Consider the following 20454-nt stretch of genomic DNA (forward strand, 5'->3'; position numbering starts at 1 on the left):
AAAACCGCCCAGGCGAGGGTTTGTTTGCTGGTGCTGCCATTAAATTATTTTAATATGCGATCAGGCGCGGCCGTAAAGCGCCGTGAGTTCCTGCAGGTAGGCGACCTGCTCCTTGCCGAACTGCCCGGCTTTGAGGCGCCATTCCCAGTTGCCTTTGCCTACGGAAGGCTTGTTCATGGTGGCTTCGGCACCCAGGCCCAGCACGTCCTGTACCGGCACCACCGCTAACTGGGCCACCGAGCCGAAAGCCAGATGCAGCAGCACCTCGTGCACATTTTCTTTGGTAATGTGCTTGTCGGTATACTCGCTCAGGCGGTGCTTATCCTCGGAGCTCATATCCTTCTCAAACCAGCAGCGCACGGTGCTGTTGTCGTGGGTGCCGGTATACACAATGCTGTTTTTGCTGTGGTTGTGGGGTGCATACGGGTTACGGGGCAGGTCCTCGCCAAAAGCAAAAAGCAGCACCAGCATGCCCGGTAGGTCAAATTCCCGCATCAACTCGCGCACGGGCTCGTCAATCTCGCCCAGGTCCTCGGCAATAATGGGCAAAGGGTGCTCCTGATGCTGCTGCTGCACAAGGCGCAGTATGGCCTCGCCGGGCGATTTTGCCCACTTGCCGTTTACAGCAGTTTTCTCCCCGGCACATATCTCCCAGTAAGCTGAAAAAGCCCGGAAATGATCGAGGCGCAAAAGCCCGAACAACTTCAGGTTATGTTCAATGCGGTGTATCCACCAGTCAAACTCGTGGCGGGCCAGCACCTGCCAGTTAAACACGGGCGTGCCCCACAGCTGCCCGGTCTCGCTGAAATAATCCGGCGGCACACCCGACACATGGGTTGGCTGCCCTTCCTTGTCGAGCTTAAAATACGTCGGGTGCATCCACACATCGGCACTGTCGTGGCTCACATAAAAGGGCATGTCGCCAAAAAAGGCAATGGCCTTGTCCTCGCAAAAGGCCTTTAACTTAAACCACTGGCGGTAAAACAGAAACTGCTGGAATTTGACAAAATTTATCTCGTTCGTTAGTTCGCCGGCCAGGGCTTCCACTTCCTTTTTATGCTGATGCCGTATTTCTTCAGGCCATTCTACCCAGCTTTTGTGGCCGAAGTGCTGCTTAAAGGCTGCAAAGCGCGCAAAGGGTTCCAGCCAGTGCTGCTCGTCTTCCTCAAACCGGGCAAAAGCCTTTTTCAGGACTGCAGGCGGCGCGGAAGTATGCTGCTGCCAGGCTTTCTCCAGGAGTGCCCTTTTAAAGGAAGTGACCTTTTCAAAATCAACCTTGTCGTCCGGAAAGGCCGTGTCGGGCTGCAGGTCTTCTTTGCCGAGCAGGCCTTCTTCGGCCAGTAGTTCGGGGCTGATGAGCAGGGGGTTGCCGGCAAAAGCAGAATGGCTGCTGTAAGGCGAGTTGCCATACCCAGTTTCGGTAGGGTTGAGCGGCAGGATCTGCCAGAACCGCTGGCCGGCTGCTGCCAGCTGTTCGGCAAAACGATACGCCTCCGGCCCCAGGTCGCCGATACCGAACGGGGAGGGGAGCGAGGTGATATGGAGGAGCAGGCCGCTGCTGCGGTTGTTTAGTATCATAGGGTTTGGGCGGTTAAAAGGGCTACCGGAAAAGTTTGCAACACCGACGCTGCGGCTAGTGAGCCGTTTGCATGCAGCGTGGTGTTATCCAGGGCATGGTGCCACTGGGCGGGCGCATCAGGGGGCAGTACCAGGGCGGTGTCCTGCCATACTTTTTCTCCCAGGGGCAGCTCCTCGTTTGAGATCAACTCCACCAGCAGGCGCGGCACCACCACCAGGCACCATTGTTTCTGGTAACGGCGCGCGTACGCAAACAGGTGCCGGCTATACTTGCCCGTAATGCTTACCGGAATATATTCGCCTTCTTCAAAAAGGTCCGGCCATTGCAGGCGCACATGCAGCACTTTGTACAAAAGGTAGAGCTTCACCTGGCCGCTGGCCGGCTGGTGCAGGAGCTTTGCATGCAAGTGCGTGCTGTTCTCTTCCTGCTGCTTTATTTCGTGCAGGAACGCTTGTCGCTGGGCGTAATCGACTGGGCGGCGGTTGTCGGGGTCTACCAGGCTGAAGTCCCACAGCTCGCAGCCCTGGTACACATCGGGCACCCCGGGGCAGGTGGTTTTTAACAGCACCTGGCACAGCGAGTAGAGCCAGCCGTAGTGGGCAATTTTCCGGAAAAAAGGATAAAAGGATTGCCAGAATGCTTCGTCTTCCTGCAACAATTTTTGGACCAGTTCCTTTACGGCCTCCTCATAGTTTTCATTCGGGTCGGCCCAGTCGGTTTTTACTTTTGCCTCGCGCAAGGCCTTGGTCAGGTATTCCTGCAGGCGCTCCACCAGGGTGTCATCAGCCTGGGTATCTTCCATAGGCAGCGCGCCCAGCATGGTCTGGAACATAAAGTACAGGTCGTTGGCGGTGGGCTTCTGGGTATACTTGCGCGCAATGGTGTACCACTGCTGCACATGCTGTTCCCAGACTTCGGGCAGCTCCGTCAACACGTTCAGGCGCACGCGGGCGCCTTCGCCGCGTTTGGTATCGTGGGTGGCCGTGGCGTTGAGCGAGTGCGGGTAGGTTAGCTGCCGGTGCTGCATTTTGGCGTGGAACTCGTCGGGCTCCAGGTGGAAAATGTTAGGACTGTTGCCTACCTCGTTCAGCGATATCAGGCGGTTATAGTTGTAGAAGGTGGTATCCTCCACACCCTTTGCTGCCAAGGGGCCCGTAAACTGCTGGCTGCGCATTACAAAGTATAGCTTGTTGTGTTTGCGTTCCTCACTATCCTCTGGCTCCAATGTGAAGAGGCGGTGCAGCCCGTCGAGTTGTTCGGTTTGGCCGGGGGCCTGCTTTCGGGCTTCGGCAAAGGCCTCGTCTACAACCGCCATTTCCTGTTTTGACAGCGGCAGGCGGTTACCATAAATGCAGTATACCGGAAACGCAGCCAGCAGGGCAGCCAGCGCCTTGCGCCACTGGTCTTCAGGCTCGGCCGGGATCAGCTGCCGCTCCTGCAGCAGGCGTAGCAGGTTTTTCAGCTCGCCCTGCATGTAGTTGTTGAGGATGAAGATCTTTTTATCATAGACCAGCTGCTCATAGTTCAGGGGGGCATTGGGCACCAGGTGGCGGTAACTGTCGGTGAGCTTGCGGCGACCGGCCCCTGAAGTATACAGGTTGCTGACCTGCGCCAGGAAATCGTAGCCACTGTTGCCCTGTATGGGCCAGCGCTCGGGCAGGTGCTCTTCTCCCTCCAGGATTTTCTCTACGATTAGGTAAGCTTCCGGGCCGGCCAGCTGGCGTAGCCGCTTGAGGTAGGTAGTGGGGTCAAACAGGCCATCTACATGGTCTACGCGCAGGCCCTGCACCAGCCCTTCTTCACAGAGCTGCTGAATAAACTGGTGGTACTGGTCAAACACTTCGGGCCGCTCCATACTCAGGCAGATAAGATCATTTACCGTAAAAAAGCGGCGGTAATTGATGCGCTTTTCGGTTTCCTGCCAGAAACAAAGGATGAAGTGTTGCTGTGCCAGCACTTCCTGCAGCTGTGCCGGGTCCTCGTTCAGGCGCGCTACCACCTGCTGCAGCGCCTGGCTTATTGTTTCCTGCTGTTGGCCGGCGCGGTATACTTTGGTTTTGAAGTTGGTCCAGGCGGCAGGCGTGATGCTCGTTTCCTGCGCAAACTTCTCTAATTCCTTTAGCAGGGAGGCCACCAGCGTACTCACCTCTGGCGCGCCCGACAGCTGGCGGGCCTTTTCCAGCAGCGTGCGGTAAGTGGCTATACTTACCGGATAAGCATTGTCGAAGTAATGGAGGGTAAGCCCCTGCTCGCTGAGTTTGAGCTGCAGTTCTTTTTTTTCCAGCACCTGCTCCAGCGGTTCGCCCAGAAAAGGCACCATCACCTGCCCGGCAAAATCGGGGTGGTTAAAATCAATGTCGAAGAAAGTATAAAAAGGCGACTGCGGCCCTTTCTCCAGCACATCCATCAGCCAGACATTGTCCGGGTGAAAGGCCATGTGGTTGGGCACAATGTCCTGCATCCAGCCCATACCGCGTTGTTTGAGTTCCTTCACGATTTCCTGGAACTCGTCCATGGTGCCGATCTCGGGGTTAATGCGGTAGGGTGCTGTAACGTCATAGCCGTGCTCGCTTCCGGGGCGGGCAACGAAAAAAGGTGCCGCGTAAATGGTGCCGATGCCCAGGGCATGCAGGTAAGGGATGATCTCCCGCACCTGCTGCAAGGTAAAGCCATGCGAAAGTTGCAGCCTGTAAGTGGAGGATGGATTATATGTCATAGATAAAAAGATACAAAGCGTAGGTTATTAGCGGGCAGATCCGTTTGTTTTTAGTGTTGGTCCGCTACAGGTTATACATTGAAAGAAAGCGGGATGAAGCGTTTTGCCCAGTGCACGGTTATACTTTAAGGTTGAGGATGTTATAGAGCGCATCAAACGCGTTGCACCATTCCGTCGCAGCGGCATCGCCCTGGTCCATCCGTTCCCTAAAGGCATCATATTCGTTTTGTTTTATCCGGAAAGCCACGTTCTGGGCCAGCCAGTAATCGGGTTCCATTTCCGAACTTTCCAGCTGCGTGATCAGCTCAACCAGCACCTGCATGAGCCTGGAGTTATCCGGGTGCTCGCCCAGGCGCTTCATCAGCTGGTCTATTTGCTGGGTGGCGGCAAAGTTGAGAGTTTCAGTGTTGAGCTTCAGCTTCATAAGCACTGCCTCCGCCCGCAGGTCCTTCAGCTCAGTTATGTCCGGCAGGGCCGCCTCCAGCACCCGCTTTAGTTTGGTGTCCACAATATACTCCACAGTCTGTTGCAGGGCGCGGGGCAGGTGCATGTTCAGGCTTTTCATGGCCACCATCAGCGGGTAGTTGTTGTCGTAGATCTGCTGAAAATCGTTTTCGATGTTTTGCATGGTCCGCGTCAGCACTTTGGTCAAGATCTTTTCCTGATCATCTTTAAAGAGGTGCCAGAACGAATAACTGTGCGACTCAAAATGCTTATCGAGCAGCATGATGGTCTCGCTGGTGTTTCCCTTTTCAAAGGCGGCCGACAGGTCTGCCTGCATCAAACCGAAGGCTTCTTCGCTTACAAACTCGCGTACGCCGCCAAACAGCTGATGGTCTCCCAGGTGCAGCACCCCAAAGGTGACGAAGATCTCCTGCCAGGTGATTTTGGAGGTGATGGTGGCCTGTCCGACAGCGAGTTTCTGGCGGCCCACCGTCCGCATCTGGTAGTGTTTGGTAGCGGCATGAAAGCTGTAGAAGTCGATGTTATCGGGGTAGGCGGCAAACAGCGAGGAAATAGCATAGTGCGCGCTAACCCGCAGCAGGTCGACCATGGTAGGCTTCACAATGGTGATGTAGGCGTGCCCTGCATCTACCTGACTTTTGATGTTGCTCTTTGCCAGCGACAGCAGCTCTATAAAATGGGCTTCGAGGTTAGCCTGGCTGATGAGCTGCGCCAGCTGCAGGGCACGGGCCGCATAAAAAATGTCCTGCATCGTCTCGATGCCGGTTACCTCGTCAAAAAACCAGCCGCAGCTGGTATACATCAGCATGGTGTGGTACTGCATTTCGAGCAGCTCCAGAAAGCGCACTTTTTCTTCGGGTGTGAGCTCCCGGGAAGTATGGCTTTTGATGAACTTCTCGACATTCTTTTCGGAACGGTCCATCACAATCTGAATATAATCGTTGCGGGCGGCCCAGGGGTCCTCCGGGGTAAGTTTCTGCATTTCCTGCTCATAGAGGGGCACGAGCTGGTCGCGAAGCCAGTCGAATGCATTGCGGAGCGGGGCGCGCCATTCCTGGTTCCACTTGGGGTTGCCGCCCGAGTTGCAGCCGCAGTTGCTGCGCCAGCGCTCCACGCCGTGCACGCAGCTCCACGAGGTATTCTCGATGATCTCGACTTCGTACTGGGGCGGAAAAAGCTGCAGGTACTCGGCATAAATGGTGATCCTGGCCAGCTGCTCTTCTTCTATCTGGTGCATGGCATAGGAGAGGGCCATTTCGCCGAAGCGGTGGTGGTGGCCATAGGTCTCGCCGTCGGTGGCAATGTGCATCAGCTGCGGATCCTTGCTTGTTTCGTCGTAGGATCCGGTCAGGCGCTTGGCCAGCACTTCGCCATTGTTCAGCAGGCCTTCAAAGGCAATGCCCTGCGATACGGGGGCATCGTAAAAAAACAACACGATCTCTTTGCCTGAGGGCAGGTGGCAGAGGTACGGTCGGCGCGGATTGATCTTGGCGCCTTCCACGTTCTCCCAGGCAGCATCATCCCCGCCGATCTTGCGGAAGCGCCGGGCCTGGTACGGAGACAGGATGGTGAATTTAATACCTTGCGCAGCCAGGGCCTCCAGCGTAGGCGTGTCGGCAGCGGTCTCGGCCAACCACATGCCTTCGGGCAGGCGGCCAAAGCGTTTCCGGAAATCATAGATGCCCCAGATCACCTGCGTCTCTTTGTCGCGCTCATTGGCCAGGGGCATAATCAGGTGGTTGTATACCTGTGCCAGCGCCGAGCCATGCCCCGAAAAGCGTTCCATACTTTGCTTATCAGCATCCAGGATGGCCTGGTACGTATCGGGTGCTTTCCGTTGCATCCACTCCAGCAGGGTAGGGCCAAAGTTGAAGCTCATCAGCGCATAGTTGTTGATGATGTCCACGATGTTGTTCTGGCCATTGAGAATGCGGGAGGCCGAGTTGCGGGCATAACATTCGTCGGTGATGCGCTCATTCCAGTCATGGTACGGGTAAGCCGATTCCTGCAGCTCTACTTCGTTCAGCCAGGGGTTCTCTCGGGGGGGCTGGTAAAAATGGCCGTGTACGCAGATATATTTGTTCATGCTATCCTATACTTTGTAAAATTAAAACCGATGCGGCGGGCAGGGTAATTTGCTGCTGCGCGGGCAGGGGTTGCGTCAACTCATCGCCCGGGCCGCCCCATACTTCAGCGGATGATTGAAGGAGCGGCTCCCATGAATTGGTCTTATCGGTTGCGAGCAGTGTTGTTATCTGTGGTGTGTTTGTTATGTTAAACAGGCAATAGAGATGCGGCTCTTTCGAAGTATGCACCAGGTGCAGTACCAGCTTGTCGGCTTCCAGTTCAACACGCATCTGCTGCTTGTCTGGCCGGTCCAGCGCCGGGGCGGATTTGCGGAGCGCGATCAGGGCTTTATAAAATTCGCGCAGTTGGTTTTGCCGGGTATTGTGGGGATAGCTGTGCTGTAATTTAGAGTTGTTAAAGGTTTCCTCGCTTTGGGGGTCGGGTACTTCGCCTTCCCAGGTAAAGGCTTTGAATTCTTCTTTGCGCCCTTTGCGCACGGCTTCCACCAGTTCCTCGTCGGTGTGGCTCACAAAGTATAAAAAGGGGCTCTGCTCGCCATACTCCTCGCCCATAAACAGCATTGGTACATACGGCGAAAGTAAAATAAGGCCCGCAACGGCTTTGAGCATTTCAAAAGAAACCAGCTGCGTGAGGCGCTCGCCCAGCATGCGGTTGCCTATCTGGTCGTGGTTCTGCGCGCAGACCACAAACTGCTGCGCGGGCGTAAGGGTGGCATCAGAGCCCACGGTTTTGCGACGGTGCTCCGAGTAAAGGCCGTTATAGACAAAGGTCTGTTCCAGCGCTTTCTGCAACTGGGCCGGCTTGCCGAAGTCTTCGTAATAACCCTCCTTTTCGCCTGTGATCAGGGTATGGATGGCGTGGTGGTAATCATCAAACCATTGGGCATCCAGCCCGTAGCCTCCTTGTGCTGTGGGGTTCAGCAGGCGCACATCGCTTTGGTCACTTTCTGCAATGAGCAGGTAGGCCCGGCCCGTTTCCCGTTCCAGCTCCAGGGTATGTTCTTTGAGTTCCTGCAGAAAATGGCGGGCACCCGTATCGTAAATGGCATGCACGGCATCCAGCCGGAGCGCATCAATGTGGAACTCGCGCAGCCACATGAGCGCGTTCTGGAAAAAGAAATTCCGCACATGGTCCGAGTCGGCATCGTCGAAGTTGAGGGCGTTACCCCAGGGCGTGTTATACTTGCTGGTGAAGTAGGGTCCAAAGTCGTTGAGGTAGTTTCCTTCCGGGCCCATATGGTTGTAGACCACGTCCAGCACCACCGCAATGCCCTGCGCATGGCAGGCATTTACCAGCCGCTTCAGCCCTTCGGGGCCACCATAGGAGTTCTGCGCGGCAAAGGGATAAACGCCATCGTAACCCCAGTTGCGGCCGCCGGCAAACTGGGCCACCGGCATCAGCTCAATGGCCGTAATACCTAGGTCTTGTAGCTCTGGCAACTTACGTATGATCCCCTCAAAGGTACCTTCCTGGGAGAACGTGCCTACATGCAGTTCATAGATGATGAGCTGTTCCAGGGGCAGGCTTTTCCAATGTTCATCAGTCCAGGCAAAATTTTGCTGGGCCAAAACAGCCGATGGGCTATGCACGCCATCCGGCTGAAAACGGGAGGCGGGGTCGGGGCGTTCCAGCTCGCCATCCAGCTGAAACAGGTAGCGGTCGCCGGGAGCCCCTGCTTCGTTGAGGCCGGTCCAGTATCCAAAGTCCTCCCGCTGCAAGGTAATCGTGCGGTTTGCGGGCGCCGTAAGCCGGACGGTCACCTGCTTGGCTTCCGGTGCCCACACCGTGTAAACGGTCCCTTTTTCAGGAGTATATACAGCGCCAATCTCTCTTAAAATTCCCATATTCCCTTGTTTTGCATAGCTGATTATAACTGGCAGAAAAGAGTTTAGGTTATAGGTATTTAGTAAAGGAGGGCTTGAGCAGGCGCAAATGCAGCAGGGCATGGCAGCCAGGAAAAGCGGCAGCGGCCGTAATACAGGCTTAACACCTGCTGTACGTAACCTAATTGCCAGAGTACAGTACCTATGACTTACGAACGAAGAACTCTTAGCTAAATGGAAGACCTCGAAGGAACCAAGCGTATTGTAATCGAACATGTACAACCTCAGATAAATTGCGGTAAATATCCGGCCAAGCGGGTGGTAGGGGAGGAACTGGTGGTAACAGCCGATGTTTTCGGTGATGGCCACGACGAAGTGAAAGCCCAGCTCGTGTACCGCCATTCTAAGAAAAAAACCTGGAGCCAGGTGCCCATGCAGTTTCTGGGCAACGACCGCTGGCAGGCTGCTTTTACCCCCGATACTATGGGGCGTTATGAGTATACCGTGCAGGGTTGGATAGACCATTTTTATACCTGGCAAAAGGGCCTGAAGAAGAAATTTGAAGCCAACCAGGATGTTACTGTAGAGCTGCAGATCGGAGCCCAGCAACTGGAAGCCGCCGCCGAAACGGCAAAGCCAGGCCAGCAGAAACGCCTGCGCAAATGGGCCGGGCAGCTGCGCAGCAACACCTCGGCCGCCGATGCGGTAGCCTGGGCCACCGGCCCCGAAGTAAGCGAGCTGATGCACGCCTGCTGCGAGCGGCAGAACGTGACCACTTATGCTAAAACCCTGCAGCTGGATGTGGAACGCCAGAAAGCCCTGTTCAGCACCTGGTATGAGTTCTTTCCGAGGTCGGCCGCGCAGGAAGCTGGCCAGCATGGCACCTTTAAGGACTGCGCGCGCCTTTTGCCGCGCATTGCCGAAATGGGCTTCGATACCATTTACCTGCCACCTATTCATCCCATTGGCCGGGCTTTCCGGAAGGGCAAGAATAACTCGCCCACTTCCGATCCGGGAGAGCCGGGCTCGCCCTGGGCTATCGGGGCAGCCGAAGGAGGACACAAGGCTATTTTGCCGGAGCTGGGTACGCTCGAGGATTTCCGCGAATTTGTGCACCAGGCCCGCGAGCATGGCATAGAGGTAGCCCTGGACTTTGCCATCCAGTGCTCGCCTGACCACCCGTATGTAAAGGAGCACCCGGCTTGGTTTAAGTGGCGCCCGGACGGCACGGTGCAATACGCTGAAAACCCTCCCAAAAAATACCAGGACGTATTGCCGGTGAACTTCGAAACAGAAGACTGGCAGAACCTGTGGCAGGAGATGAAAAGCATCCTGATGCACTGGATCGAGCAGGGCGTGTTCATCTTCCGGGTAGATAACCCGCACACCAAAGCGTTTGGTTTCTGGGAGTGGGTAATTGCCGAGGTACACAAAAGCTACCCGCAGGTCATCTTCCTGGCCGAAGCCTTTACCCGCCCGCGCGTAATGGAGCAGCTGGCCAAGATCGGCTTCACGCAGTCCTATACCTATTATACCTGGCGCAACACCGCCGAGGAACTCAAGCAGTACATGACAGAGCTGACGCAAACCGAGATGCGGGAGTATTTCCGGCCTAACTTCTGGCCAAATACGCCCGATATTCTGCCGTACGCGCTGCAGGAAGGCGGCGAGGCAGCCCACATTACACGGGTGGTGATGGCAGCAACGCTCTCTTCTAACTATGGCTTGTACGGGCCAGTTTATGAGTTTGGTATCAACACGCCTGTTCCAGGCAAGGAAGAGTATTATAACTCCGAGAAGTATGAAGCTATGCACTGGGACTGGGGCCGGCTCACCAAGACCCGCGAGGTCATCACGCTCATCAACAAGATCCGGAAAGTGAACCCGGCGCTGCAAACCACCTGGAACATTGCTTTCTGCGACACGGATAATCCACAGTTGTTTAGTTATGTTAAGTGGAGCAGCGATTTTAAAAACCTGATGCTGATGGTGGTGAACCTGGACCCGCACAACACGCAGGCCGGATGGGTGAAGGTGCCGCTCTGGCAGCTGCGCATGCCGCAGGACCAGCAATACCAGGTGCACGACCTGCTCTCGGAGCACAAGTATACCTGGACCTCGGAGTGGAACTACGTGGAGCTGCGGCCGCACGAAATGCCCGTACACGTGTTCCGCATCGAAACCACCACCCCGGGCATGGGCCACGATAATTTAGATGATACCTGGCTTCCCAACGACCATCATACTTCAAACGAATAAGCAACCCTTTTGACCATTCTTATGGCTGACGAAAAAGAACAGTTAGACGATAACATTCATTGGTATAAAGACGCCATTATTTACGAGCTCCACATCAAGGCTTTTAAAGATGGCAACGGCGACGGCATCGGCGATTTTAAGGGGCTGATGCAGAAGCTTGATTATCTGGAAGACTTAGGGGTAACTGCTATCTGGCTGCTGCCCTTTTACCCTTCCCCGCTGAAAGACGATGGCTATGATATTGCTGATTATCTCAGCATCAATCCCTCTTACGGCGACATGCAGGACTTTAAGCTATTTGTGCGGGAAGCGCACAGCCGCGGACTCAAAGTGATCACCGAGCTTGTTATCAACCATACTTCCGACCAGCACCCCTGGTTCCAGCGGGCACGGCAGGCGAAGAAAGGATCCAAATTCCGCGACTGGTATGTATGGAGCGACGACCCCAACAAGTATAAGGATGTGCGCATCATCTTTACCGATACCGAGCAGAGCAACTGGTCCTGGGACCCGGTGGCCGGCCAGTATTACTGGCACCGCTTTTTCTCGCACCAGCCCGACCTGAACTACGATAACCCTGATGTGCAGAAAGAGGTGTTCAAGGTGCTCGAGTACTGGTTCGACCTGGGGGTAGACGGGTTCCGCCTGGATGCTGTGCCTTACCTGTTTGAGCGTGAAGGCACCAACGGTGAAAACCTGCCTGAAACCCACGACTTCCTTAAAAAGCTGCGTGCACACGTTGATAAGAAGTATGTGGGTAAGCTGCTGCTGGCTGAAGCAAACATGTGGCCCGAAGATTCTGCTGCCTACTTTGGCAATGGTGACGAATGCCATATGAACTACCACTTTCCTATTATGCCGCGCCTGTTCATGTCGGTGAAAATGGAAGACCGGTATCCCATCATCGATATTTTTGACCAGACGCCAGCCATACCGGAAAACTGCCAGTGGGCCATGTTTTTGCGCAACCACGACGAGCTGACGCTGGAAATGGTGACCGACGAGGAGCGGGACTACATGTATAAAGTATACGCTACAGACCCGCTGGCGCGCATTAACCTGGGCATTCGGCACCGCCTGGCCCCGCTGCTGGGCAACGACCGCAATAAAATTGAGCTCATGAACATGCTGCTCTTTTCCATGCCCGGTACCCCGGTGGTATACTATGGCGATGAGATCGGTATGGGCGACAACTATTACCTAGGCGACCGCGACGGCGTGCGTACGCCGATGCAGTGGGACGATAACCGCAACGCCGGCTTCTCGGATGCCAACCCGCAGAAACTATACCTGCCCATCATCATTGACCCTGAGTATAAGTATGAATCGGTGAACGTGGACACGCAGAACCACAATGCCAACTCGCTACTCTGGTGGATGCGCCGCACCATTAACATGCGCAAGCGCTACAAAGCGTTTGGCCGCGGAAGTATAAAATTCCTGAATCCGAGCAATTCCAAAGTGCTGGCTTTTATCCGCGAATACCAGGACGAAACCATCCTGGTGATCGCCAACCTGTCGCGCTTTCCGGAAGCGGTGGAACTGGACCTGCAGGACTACAAAGGCCGGATGCCGGTAGAAGTGTTCAGCAAAAACAAGTTCCCGGCCATCAAAGATGATAATTACCTGTTCACCGTCAGCGGCTACGGGTATTACTGGATGGAGCTCAAACTTTCGGAGGCAAACGAAAAAATAGGCGAGGAGGGGCAGCGCCCGGCCCTGCAACTGGGCAGCCTGCGCAATGTGCTGGACGGCAAAACCCTGAAAGGGCTGGAGGCGCGCATCATCCCGAACTATGTGGTGAAGCGCCGCTGGTTCGGTGGCAAAGCGCGTACCATTCAGCGCATGCAGGTGGTGAGCAACATGCCGCTGGCCGCTGGCAAGTATGGCTCCGCGTTGCTGTTTATCGAGGTAACCTATAACGAAGGGCTGCCCGAACTTTACCAGTTGCCGGTGTCTTTTGCTACCGGCGAGCAGGAGCAGCTCCTGCGCGAGCAGTTCCCCAATAGCGTGATCGCCCGAGTGGCGGTGGATGGCAAAGAAGGCATATTGTATGATGCCCTCTACAGCGAGGATTTCAGGCAGGAACTGCTGCAGCTGATGGCCAAACGCAAAACGGTAAAAGCAGGCCAGGGCGAGCTCGAAGGCTACAGCCATCGCAGCGTAGCCGCTGAAATCAAAAATGCCGGGCAGCCGCTTACCTCCCGCATTTTGCAGGCCGAGCAAAGCAACACGTCCATCCTTTACGGCAATGCTTACTTTATGAAAGTATACCGCAAGCTGGACCGCACCATGAACCCCGATGTGGAAGTGGTGCAGATGCTGACCGACCAGTTGCACTTCCCGAACGTGCCACGCTACATGGGCTCCATTGAGCAGCAGGAAGCAGGCAAGCAGCCGATGGTGCTGGTGATGCTGCAGGAACTGGTGCCCAACCAGGGCGATGCCTGGAGCTACATGCAGGATGCCCTGAAGCGTTTTTACGAGCGCATCCGCACGCAGAGCGAACGGCAGAAACTGAAGCCCATTTTAGGTACCCTGGCCGAGCCGGTGGCCTTCGCCGACATACCCGAAGAGTTACAGCTGGAGCTGGGCGGAGCCCACGTGGAGAGGGTGGAGCTGCTGGGGCAGCGCACCGCGGAAATGCACCAGGCGCTTATCTCGGCTACCAACAACCGGGACTTTGCACCGGAAGATTTCTCGCTGCATTATCAGCGGTCGCTCTTCTCGTCGCTCACCTCGCTGGTGCGCAGCAATTTCGACAGCCTAAAAAAGCACCTGCCAAACCTACCTGAGCATGTGCGGGCAGAAGCCGAGGAAGTGTTGCAGATGCGGCAGGAGGTGCTTACCCGCCTCAAGCGCATTTTCGCACACAAGATCGATACCAAGAAGATCCGTAACCACGGCGACTACCACCTGGGCCAGGTGCTGTTTACGGGCAAGGATTTTTATATCATCGATTTTGAAGGCGAGCCGGCCCGCTCGTTTAGCGAACGCCGCCTGAAGCGGTCTGCGCTGCGTGATGTGGCCGGTATGATCCGCTCGTTCCATTACGCCGCCTACAATGCCCTTTTCCAGCAGGACAGCCTGCGCAAGGAGGATGTAGACTACCTGGACGGCTGGGCGGAGCAGTGGCACCATTATGCCAGCGGTTTCTTTATGCACAGCTATCTTACCCGCACCAAAGGAACTGGCCTGGTACCCGCTTCTTCCGAGGATTTTGAGATCCTGATGGAGACCTATTTGCTCGAAAAAGCGATTTATGAGCTGGGCTATGAACTGAACAACCGGCCGGATTGGGTGCTCATCCCAATCAGAGGCATAAAGTATATCATGCAAAAGTATAAGTGATGGCGAAGAAAAAAGAAGGCGCAGCAACAGATAACACCGGAAAAGAAGCAGGAACTCCCAAATCAAAGGCAACAGCAAAAGCTCCGAAAGCGAGTGCAGCTGATGACACAACGCCTGTCCGCCGCGGAAGGCCAAAAAAAGAAACCGATACGGCTGCCGCTGCCGCTGCTAGGAGCACTGTTGCTGGTGAGGCAAAGCCTGCATTGCGTAGCAGAAAAAAGAAAACGGATCCCGCGGCTCCGGAGGCAAGCGTTGCCATACCGGTAGCCACCTCTGAGGCAGTGCAGGAGCTGGTCGTGGTGAAACCCCAGGAACCAGGGCATAAACCGGTGGCCGGGAAAACCATATCCGAAGTGAGCCAGCAAAGTGCGCAGAAAGAGATGGAAGAGGGCGTATACTATACTGTGAGCCGCTTTACCGAGTTTGATGTATACCTGTTCCGCGAAGGCAAACATTATACATTGTACGAGAAGTTTGGCGCGCACCTGATGGAGTACCTGGGCATGCAAGGCACTTACTTTGCCGTATGGGCGCCTAATGCTGAACAGGTAGCTGTGATGGGCGACTTTAACAGCTGGAACCGCGAGAGCCACCCGCTGCAGGCCCGCCCCGACGGCTCGGGCATCTGGGAAGGCTTTATCCCGAAAGTAAGTACGGGCGTGCTCTACAAGTATCATATCAAGTCGCGCTACAACCTGTACCATGTCGAGAAAAGTGATCCTTTTGCTTTCTGCCGCGAGGTGCCTCCGCAAACCGCCTCAGCGGTGGCCAACCTAAACTATAACTGGCAGGATACCGGCTGGCTGCAACGCCGCAGTGAACTGAAAGGCGTGCCGCAACCCTACAGTGTGTATGAGCTGCATGTGGGCTCGTGGCGCAGGAAAGCGGAAGATAACAACCGCCCGCTCACCTACCGCGAACTGGCCGAGGAACTGCCAAAATACATCCGCGAAATGGGTTTCACACACGTGGAGTTCATGCCGGTGATGTATCACCCCTTTAATGGCTCGTGGGGTTACCAGATCACGGGCTATTTTGCTGCGGCCAGCACCTATGGCTCGCCGCAGGACCTGATGCACCTGGTCGATGCGCTGCACCAGGAAGGGATCGGCGTTATTCTGGACTGGGTGCCGTCACATTTTCCGTCTGATGAACACGGCCTGGCTTACTTTGACGGCACACACCTCTATGAGCATGCCGATCCGCGAAAAGGTTATCATCCGGACTGGAACAGCTATATCTTTAACTATGGCCGCAACGAGGTACGCGCTATCCTGATCAGCAATGCCCTGTTCTGGCTCGACAAATACCATGTGGACGGGCTGCGGGTAGATGCGGTGGCCTCGATGTTATACCTGGATTACAGCCGCAAACAGGGCGAGTGGATTCCCAATGAGCACGGCGGACGCGAAAACCTGGAAGCAATCTCTTTCCTGAAAGAATTTAACGAAGCCGTGCATGCCCGCTTCCCGGATGCCGTGACGGTGGCCGAAGAATCTACGGCCTGGCCAGCGGTAACGGGCCCTGTCGCACACGGGGGGCTGGGCTTTGACATGAAGTGGATGATGGGCTGGATGCATGACACGCTGGACTATTTTTCCAAAGACGCCATTTACCGCCGCTACCACCAGGGCGAGATCACCTTCAGCTTGATGTATGCGTTTACCGAGCGTTTCATGCTGCCCCTGTCACACGACGAGGTGGTGCACGGCAAAGGCGCTCTGCTGCGTAAAATGCCTGGCGATGAGTGGCAGCAGTTCGCCAATTTGCGGGCACTCTATGGCTATATGTATGCGCACCCGGGTACAAAACTGCTGTTTATGGGCGCTGAAATTGCGCAGACCTCCGAATGGAACCACGACAGCAGCCTGGACTGGCACCTGTTGCAATACGGGTACCATGCAGGCGTGCAGCAGGAGCTGCAGGTGCTCAACCAGCTGTACCGGCAGGAGCCGGCCCTGTACGCACACAGCTTTGATGCGCAGGGCTTTGAATGGGTGGATTATAATGATGCCCACAACAGCGTGCTCAGCTTCCTGCGCAAAGGCAACACCCCCGAAGAAGTGCTGTTGGTCGTATGCAATTTGACGCCTGCCGTGCACGACCATTACCGCTTAGGTGTGCCGATGGCCGGGCATTGGGAAGAACTGTTCAACAGCGACGACGCGCGATTTGGCGGCAGCCATTACCGGGGCAACCCGGAGGCGCTGCATTCGGTTCCGGACCCTTACCATGGCCGTGACTTCTCGCTGGAACTGAAACTGCCACCGCTTGCCGTACTGTATTTTAAGTGGCGGCCCTGACCGGGTGCTTAAATCCGGCGTATCTTTTGCCACATAAACAACTATAAAATTTGGAATGGGAACATCAGCTGATGTTCCCATTTTTTTGCGCAGCAGGGTAGGATAGGGCACCAGCTTTGTAAGTATAAGATGGTTGGTATAGCAAGTATAAAAGTAATGCAACTACTTCGTGTGATTAGCTTATACTTTCGGAGCAACAACTTAAATTAAAATGGCTTTGAAAAATTGGAAGGCGGGAGCCCGCTGAGCTCGGCACGCACTTTTGGCAGCGAGGCCGGGTGCTGTTGCTGCAGGAAAGTAACTAGTTTCTCGCGTACCAGGCAGCGCAGGTCCCAAGCAATGGCCGAGTTGCTGGCACTCATCAGCGCACGTAGCTCCAGGGTTCCTTCTTTGGAGTCCGTTACCTGCAGGCCCTGTACCCGCTTATCCCATAGATCGGTTTTCTCCAGTATGCGTGCCAGTTCCTGCCGCAGGGCCTCCACAGGCACATCGTAATCGGTGTAGAGGTACACCGTGGCCAGGATGTCCGAGCCGGTGCGGGTCCAGTTCTGGAAAGGTTTTTCGATGAAATAGTTCAGCGGCAGGATCAGGCGGCGGTTGTCCCAGAGGCGCAGCACCACATAGGTCAGCGTAATTTCCTCCACCCGGCCAAACTCATTTTCAACTACCAGCACATCATCCAGGCGAATGGGCTGGGTAAAGGCCAGTTGCAGGCCGGCCAGCAGGTTGGCAATAGAGCGCTGCGCAGCAAAGCCGATCACAATGCCCGCCACGCCGGCAGAGGTCAACAGGCCGGTGCCCAGTTTCCGAACGGGCTCAAAGCTTAGCAGGATAATGGCCACCGCAAGAAAGACGATGATCACCAGCGCCAGCCGGCGCAGAAATTGCAGTTGGGTGAAAAGCTTGCGCTCCCGGTAATTGTCAGCTTTGTCGATGGCGTATTTGTGCCGCACCATGTCGCGCGCAACATCAGTCAACTTAATCAGCATCCAGGCAAACGTGATGATATCCAGGATCTCGATCAGGCGCGCCAGAAACTCGGTATGCGCCGGTGAAAGGGGCATGAGCGGCAACGAAACAGACACGAACAACAGCGGGATAAAAAGGCCCATCGGGCCGCTCAGGTGCTGGGTAAGCGAACGCACCAGCAAGGGGTTACGGTGCCTGTTATAGAAATCAAGGAGCTTAAAGATTACATATTTTGCCAAGATACCTACTACAATAGCCGCCACAAAAATCATCAGACTGGTAATCAGGTCGGGGAACTGATCAAACAAAGCAGTAAGCTTTTCCATAGTATAAACGGGGTTTTGCCGGTAGCCTGCAGTGCCTGCCGCAAGCTTCTTTTTAAATCTAAGGGTACTGGAAAGGCCGCTGCAGGGTTATAAACCGGCCGCCTGGGAACAAAACAGATTGATAGACATTATTTTATAGCTAAACGGCTATATAGGCTAAACGATGCGCGGTTTGTTTTCGTAAGAGAAAAAAGAGAAGCTGCGGAGATCTGGCAGCAGCCAAAAACATTACTGGATAGCAGCGCTACAATTACCGGGCGATGCCTAAACTGCCGGAGTTAACTAAAAATACATGGCAAAACTTATTATCGTTTCTAACAGACTTCCTGTAAAGCTGCAAGAAAAGGACGGAGAGCTAACTTATAAAACCAGCGAAGGCGGCCTGGCAACAGGGTTGGGGTCGATTTACAAGAAGGATGATAACATCTGGATCGGTTGGCCCGGCCTGGTGATAGAAGAAGAGGAGAAGCAAAAGCAAATTGCCAGCGATCTGCGGCAGGAAAGCATGCGCCCTGTTTTTTTAACTGAAACCGAGATCAAGGAGTTTTACGAAGGCTTCAGCAACGAAACGCTGTGGCCTACTTTCCACTACTTCAGCCAGTACGCCGTGTACGACCAGCAGTTATGGGAAACGTATGTGAGCGTAAACCAGAAGTACTGCGACGAAGTGGTAAAGCAGGCGGGCCCCGACGATACCATCTGGGTGCACGATTACCAGCTGCTGTTGCTGCCTTGTATGCTGCGCAGCAGGCTGCCCAATATTACCATCGGCTTTTTCCAGCACATCCCGTTCCCTTCTTACGAGATATTCCGCATCCTGCCCTGGCGCAAGGAAATACTGGAAGGTATGCTGGGCTCCGATCTGATCGGTTTCCATACCTACGATGACATGCGCCACTTCCTGAGCGCCGTGAACCGCATTGTGGGCTATGGCAGCATGCATGGCTGGATCAACACCAACAACCGCTCGCTGCTGGTAGACTCTTTCCCGATGGGCATTGATTACGAGAAGTATGCCGACACGGCCAACCTGGAGGAAGTAAAGAAGCGCGAGAAGATCTACCGCTCCAATCTGGCGGCAAAAAAGATCGTCCTTTCCATCGACCGGCTCGACTATTCAAAAGGCATTCCGCAGCGCTTGCAGGCGTTTGAGCTTTTCCTGGAGAAGTATCCCGAGTTTCATGAAAAGGTAACGCTCGTGATGCTGGTGGTACCCAGCCGCGATGCCGTGGACAAGTATAAGGAGCTGAAAGAAGAAATTGATGAAATGGTAGGCCGCATCAATGGCCGGTACAGCCACATCAACTGGAACCCGATTCAGTATTTCTACCGCTCATACCCCATTGAAACACTCTCGGCTTTTTACAGGATGGCCGATGTGGCGTTGGTTACCCCGATGCGCGACGGCATGAACCTGGTATGCAAGGAGTATGTGGCCAGCCGCCTGGATCATACCGGCGTGCTGATCCTGAGCGAAATGGCGGGTGCTTCCAAGGAGCTTTCCGAGGCCCTGCTCATCAACCCGAACGATATCAACCAGCTGGTCGAAACCCTGCACACGGCCCTGACCATGCCGGAAGAGGAACAGAAGGCGCATATGAGCAGCATGCAGGACACGTTGCGCCGCTATAACATCCATCACTGGGTAAACATGTTCATGGACCGGCTTTCTTACGTCAAGATCAAGCAGATGTCGCTGGCAACGACGTACCTGGACGAGGCGACCTTTATGGAAATGAGCGATTCGTACGATTCGGCCAGCTCCCGCCTGTTCTTCCTGGAGTATGACGGTGCCCTGGTAGACTACAAGAACAAGCCTTTGATGGCGCGGCCGGATGAAGAGCTGATGGAGTTGCTGGAGCGCCTGTGCAACGATCCTAAAAACCGCGTAGTGATTGTGAGCAGCCGCGAAAAGGCAAACATGCAGGACTGGCTGGGCCATCTCAACATCGATATCATAGCGGAGCATGGCGTCTGGATAAAGCAGCGCGGCACCGGCTGGCAAACCATGCTGAGCTTGATGGACGACTGGAAAAAAGACATCCGCCTGATCCTGGACCTTTACGTAGATCGCACGCCGGGCTCTTTTATAGAAGAAAAGCAGTACTCGCTGGTATGGCACTACCGCAAGGTAGAGACAGGGCTTGGCGAGATGCGTGCCCGCGAACTGGTGAGCCACCTCAATTTTCTGGCGGCCAACAGCAACCTGCAGGTGCTCGACGGGCAAATGGCCGTGGAGATCAAAGCCCAGGAAATCAACAAAGGCAAGGCAAGCAGTTTCTGGCTGAATAAATACCCGCACAAGTTTGTGATGGCAGTTGGCGACGACTGGGGTGACGAAGACATCTTCAAAGCCATGCCGCGCGAAGCGTATACGATTAAGATCGGCAATGCTTACTCGGTGGCCAAGTATCACCTCGATTCATGCGACGAAGTCCGGGAAACCCTCACTAAACTTCTGCAGGTGCGCCGGCAGGAATCCGCTTCCGGTGGTGCCCTCATGACAGGCTGATCATGATAAACAGCTAAACTAAAAACGGCAGCTGCCCTGAAAATCATTATTCAGGGCAGCTGC

9 protein-coding genes are annotated in these 20454 nt (G+C 55.0%); 4 read left to right on the forward strand and 5 right to left on the reverse strand.

The features are described from left to right. Positions 1-60 precede the first annotated feature (60 nt). The 4 genes from malQ to treZ all read right to left on the reverse strand — a co-directional run bounded on the left by malQ (position 61) and on the right by treZ (position 8692). Positions 61-1578: a 4-alpha-glucanotransferase gene (gene malQ, locus LWL52_RS05015; protein WP_242917507.1), complete on the reverse strand. Its 1518-nt coding sequence runs from the start codon at positions 1576-1578 to the stop codon at positions 61-63. After that, positions 1575-4295 (reverse strand): malto-oligosyltrehalose synthase, encoded by a 2721-nt coding sequence (treY, locus tag LWL52_RS05020; protein WP_242917509.1) that lies wholly within the window; start codon positions 4293-4295, stop codon positions 1575-1577. The genes malQ and treY overlap by 4 nt, the downstream gene beginning before the upstream one ends. Before the next feature lie 118 nt (positions 4296-4413). Next, entirely contained in the window at positions 4414-6846 is a 2433-nt protein-coding gene (locus LWL52_RS05025) for a DUF3536 domain-containing protein (RefSeq protein WP_242917511.1), read from the reverse strand. Position 6847: 1 nt separating this feature from the next. Beyond that, on the reverse strand, positions 6848-8692 hold the full coding sequence (gene treZ / locus LWL52_RS05030; RefSeq protein WP_242917513.1) for a malto-oligosyltrehalose trehalohydrolase: 1845 nt from the start codon (positions 8690-8692) through the stop codon (positions 6848-6850). A gap of 213 nt (positions 8693-8905) precedes the next feature. On the opposite strand from treZ, the gene LWL52_RS05035 reads away from it, so the two are divergent. The 3 genes from LWL52_RS05035 to glgB are packed head-to-tail and all read left to right on the forward strand — an operon-like array spanning position 8906 to position 16584. Next, entirely contained in the window at positions 8906-10930 is a 2025-nt protein-coding gene (locus LWL52_RS05035; protein ID WP_242917515.1) for an alpha-1,4-glucan--maltose-1-phosphate maltosyltransferase, read from the forward strand. A 21-nt stretch (positions 10931-10951) separates the two neighbouring features. Continuing rightward, on the forward strand, positions 10952-14281 hold the full coding sequence (gene treS / locus LWL52_RS05040; protein WP_242917517.1) for a maltose alpha-D-glucosyltransferase: 3330 nt from the start codon (positions 10952-10954) through the stop codon (positions 14279-14281). Beyond that, positions 14281-16584: a 1,4-alpha-glucan branching protein GlgB gene (gene glgB, locus LWL52_RS05045; protein WP_437179339.1), complete on the forward strand. Its 2304-nt coding sequence runs from the start codon at positions 14281-14283 to the stop codon at positions 16582-16584. Before treS ends, glgB begins: the two co-directional genes overlap by 1 nt. Before the next feature lie 206 nt (positions 16585-16790). On the opposite strand, the gene LWL52_RS05050 is transcribed toward glgB, so the two are convergent. Then, positions 16791-17879, reverse strand: a complete 1089-nt coding sequence (locus LWL52_RS05050; RefSeq protein ID WP_242917519.1) for a mechanosensitive ion channel family protein — start codon at positions 17877-17879, stop codon at positions 16791-16793. Positions 17880-18171: 292 nt separating this feature from the next. Here LWL52_RS05050 and LWL52_RS05055 point away from each other — a divergent pair, with 292 nt between their 5' ends. Then, positions 18172-20391, forward strand: coding sequence for a bifunctional alpha,alpha-trehalose-phosphate synthase (UDP-forming)/trehalose-phosphatase (locus LWL52_RS05055; RefSeq protein WP_242917521.1), 2220 nt, complete (start codon positions 18172-18174; stop codon positions 20389-20391). The last annotated feature ends 63 nt before the right edge of the window (positions 20392-20454 follow it).

This window comes from Pontibacter liquoris (assembly GCF_022758235.1).
Lineage (GTDB): Bacteria > Bacteroidota > Bacteroidia > Cytophagales > Hymenobacteraceae > Pontibacter > Pontibacter liquoris.

Coding starts and splice junctions, on each gene's coding strand:
- treZ (WP_242917513.1), bottom strand. CDS start 8,692: ATGGGAATTTTAAGAGAGATTGGCGCTGTATATACTCCTGAAAAAGGG.
- LWL52_RS05035 (WP_242917515.1), top strand. CDS start 8,906: ATGGAAGACCTCGAAGGAACCAAGCGTATTGTAATCGAACATGTACAA.
- glgB (WP_437179339.1), top strand. CDS start 14,281: ATGGCGAAGAAAAAAGAAGGCGCAGCAACAGATAACACCGGAAAAGAA.
- LWL52_RS05055 (WP_242917521.1), top strand. CDS start 18,172: ATGGCAAAACTTATTATCGTTTCTAACAGACTTCCTGTAAAGCTGCAA.
- treY (WP_242917509.1), bottom strand. CDS start 4,295: ATGACATATAATCCATCCTCCACTTACAGGCTGCAACTTTCGCATGGC.
- LWL52_RS05050 (WP_242917519.1), bottom strand. CDS start 17,879: ATGGAAAAGCTTACTGCTTTGTTTGATCAGTTCCCCGACCTGATTACC.
- malQ (WP_242917507.1), bottom strand. CDS start 1,578: ATGATACTAAACAACCGCAGCAGCGGCCTGCTCCTCCATATCACCTCG.
- treS (WP_242917517.1), top strand. CDS start 10,952: ATGGCTGACGAAAAAGAACAGTTAGACGATAACATTCATTGGTATAAA.
- LWL52_RS05025 (WP_242917511.1), bottom strand. CDS start 6,846: ATGAACAAATATATCTGCGTACACGGCCATTTTTACCAGCCCCCCCGA.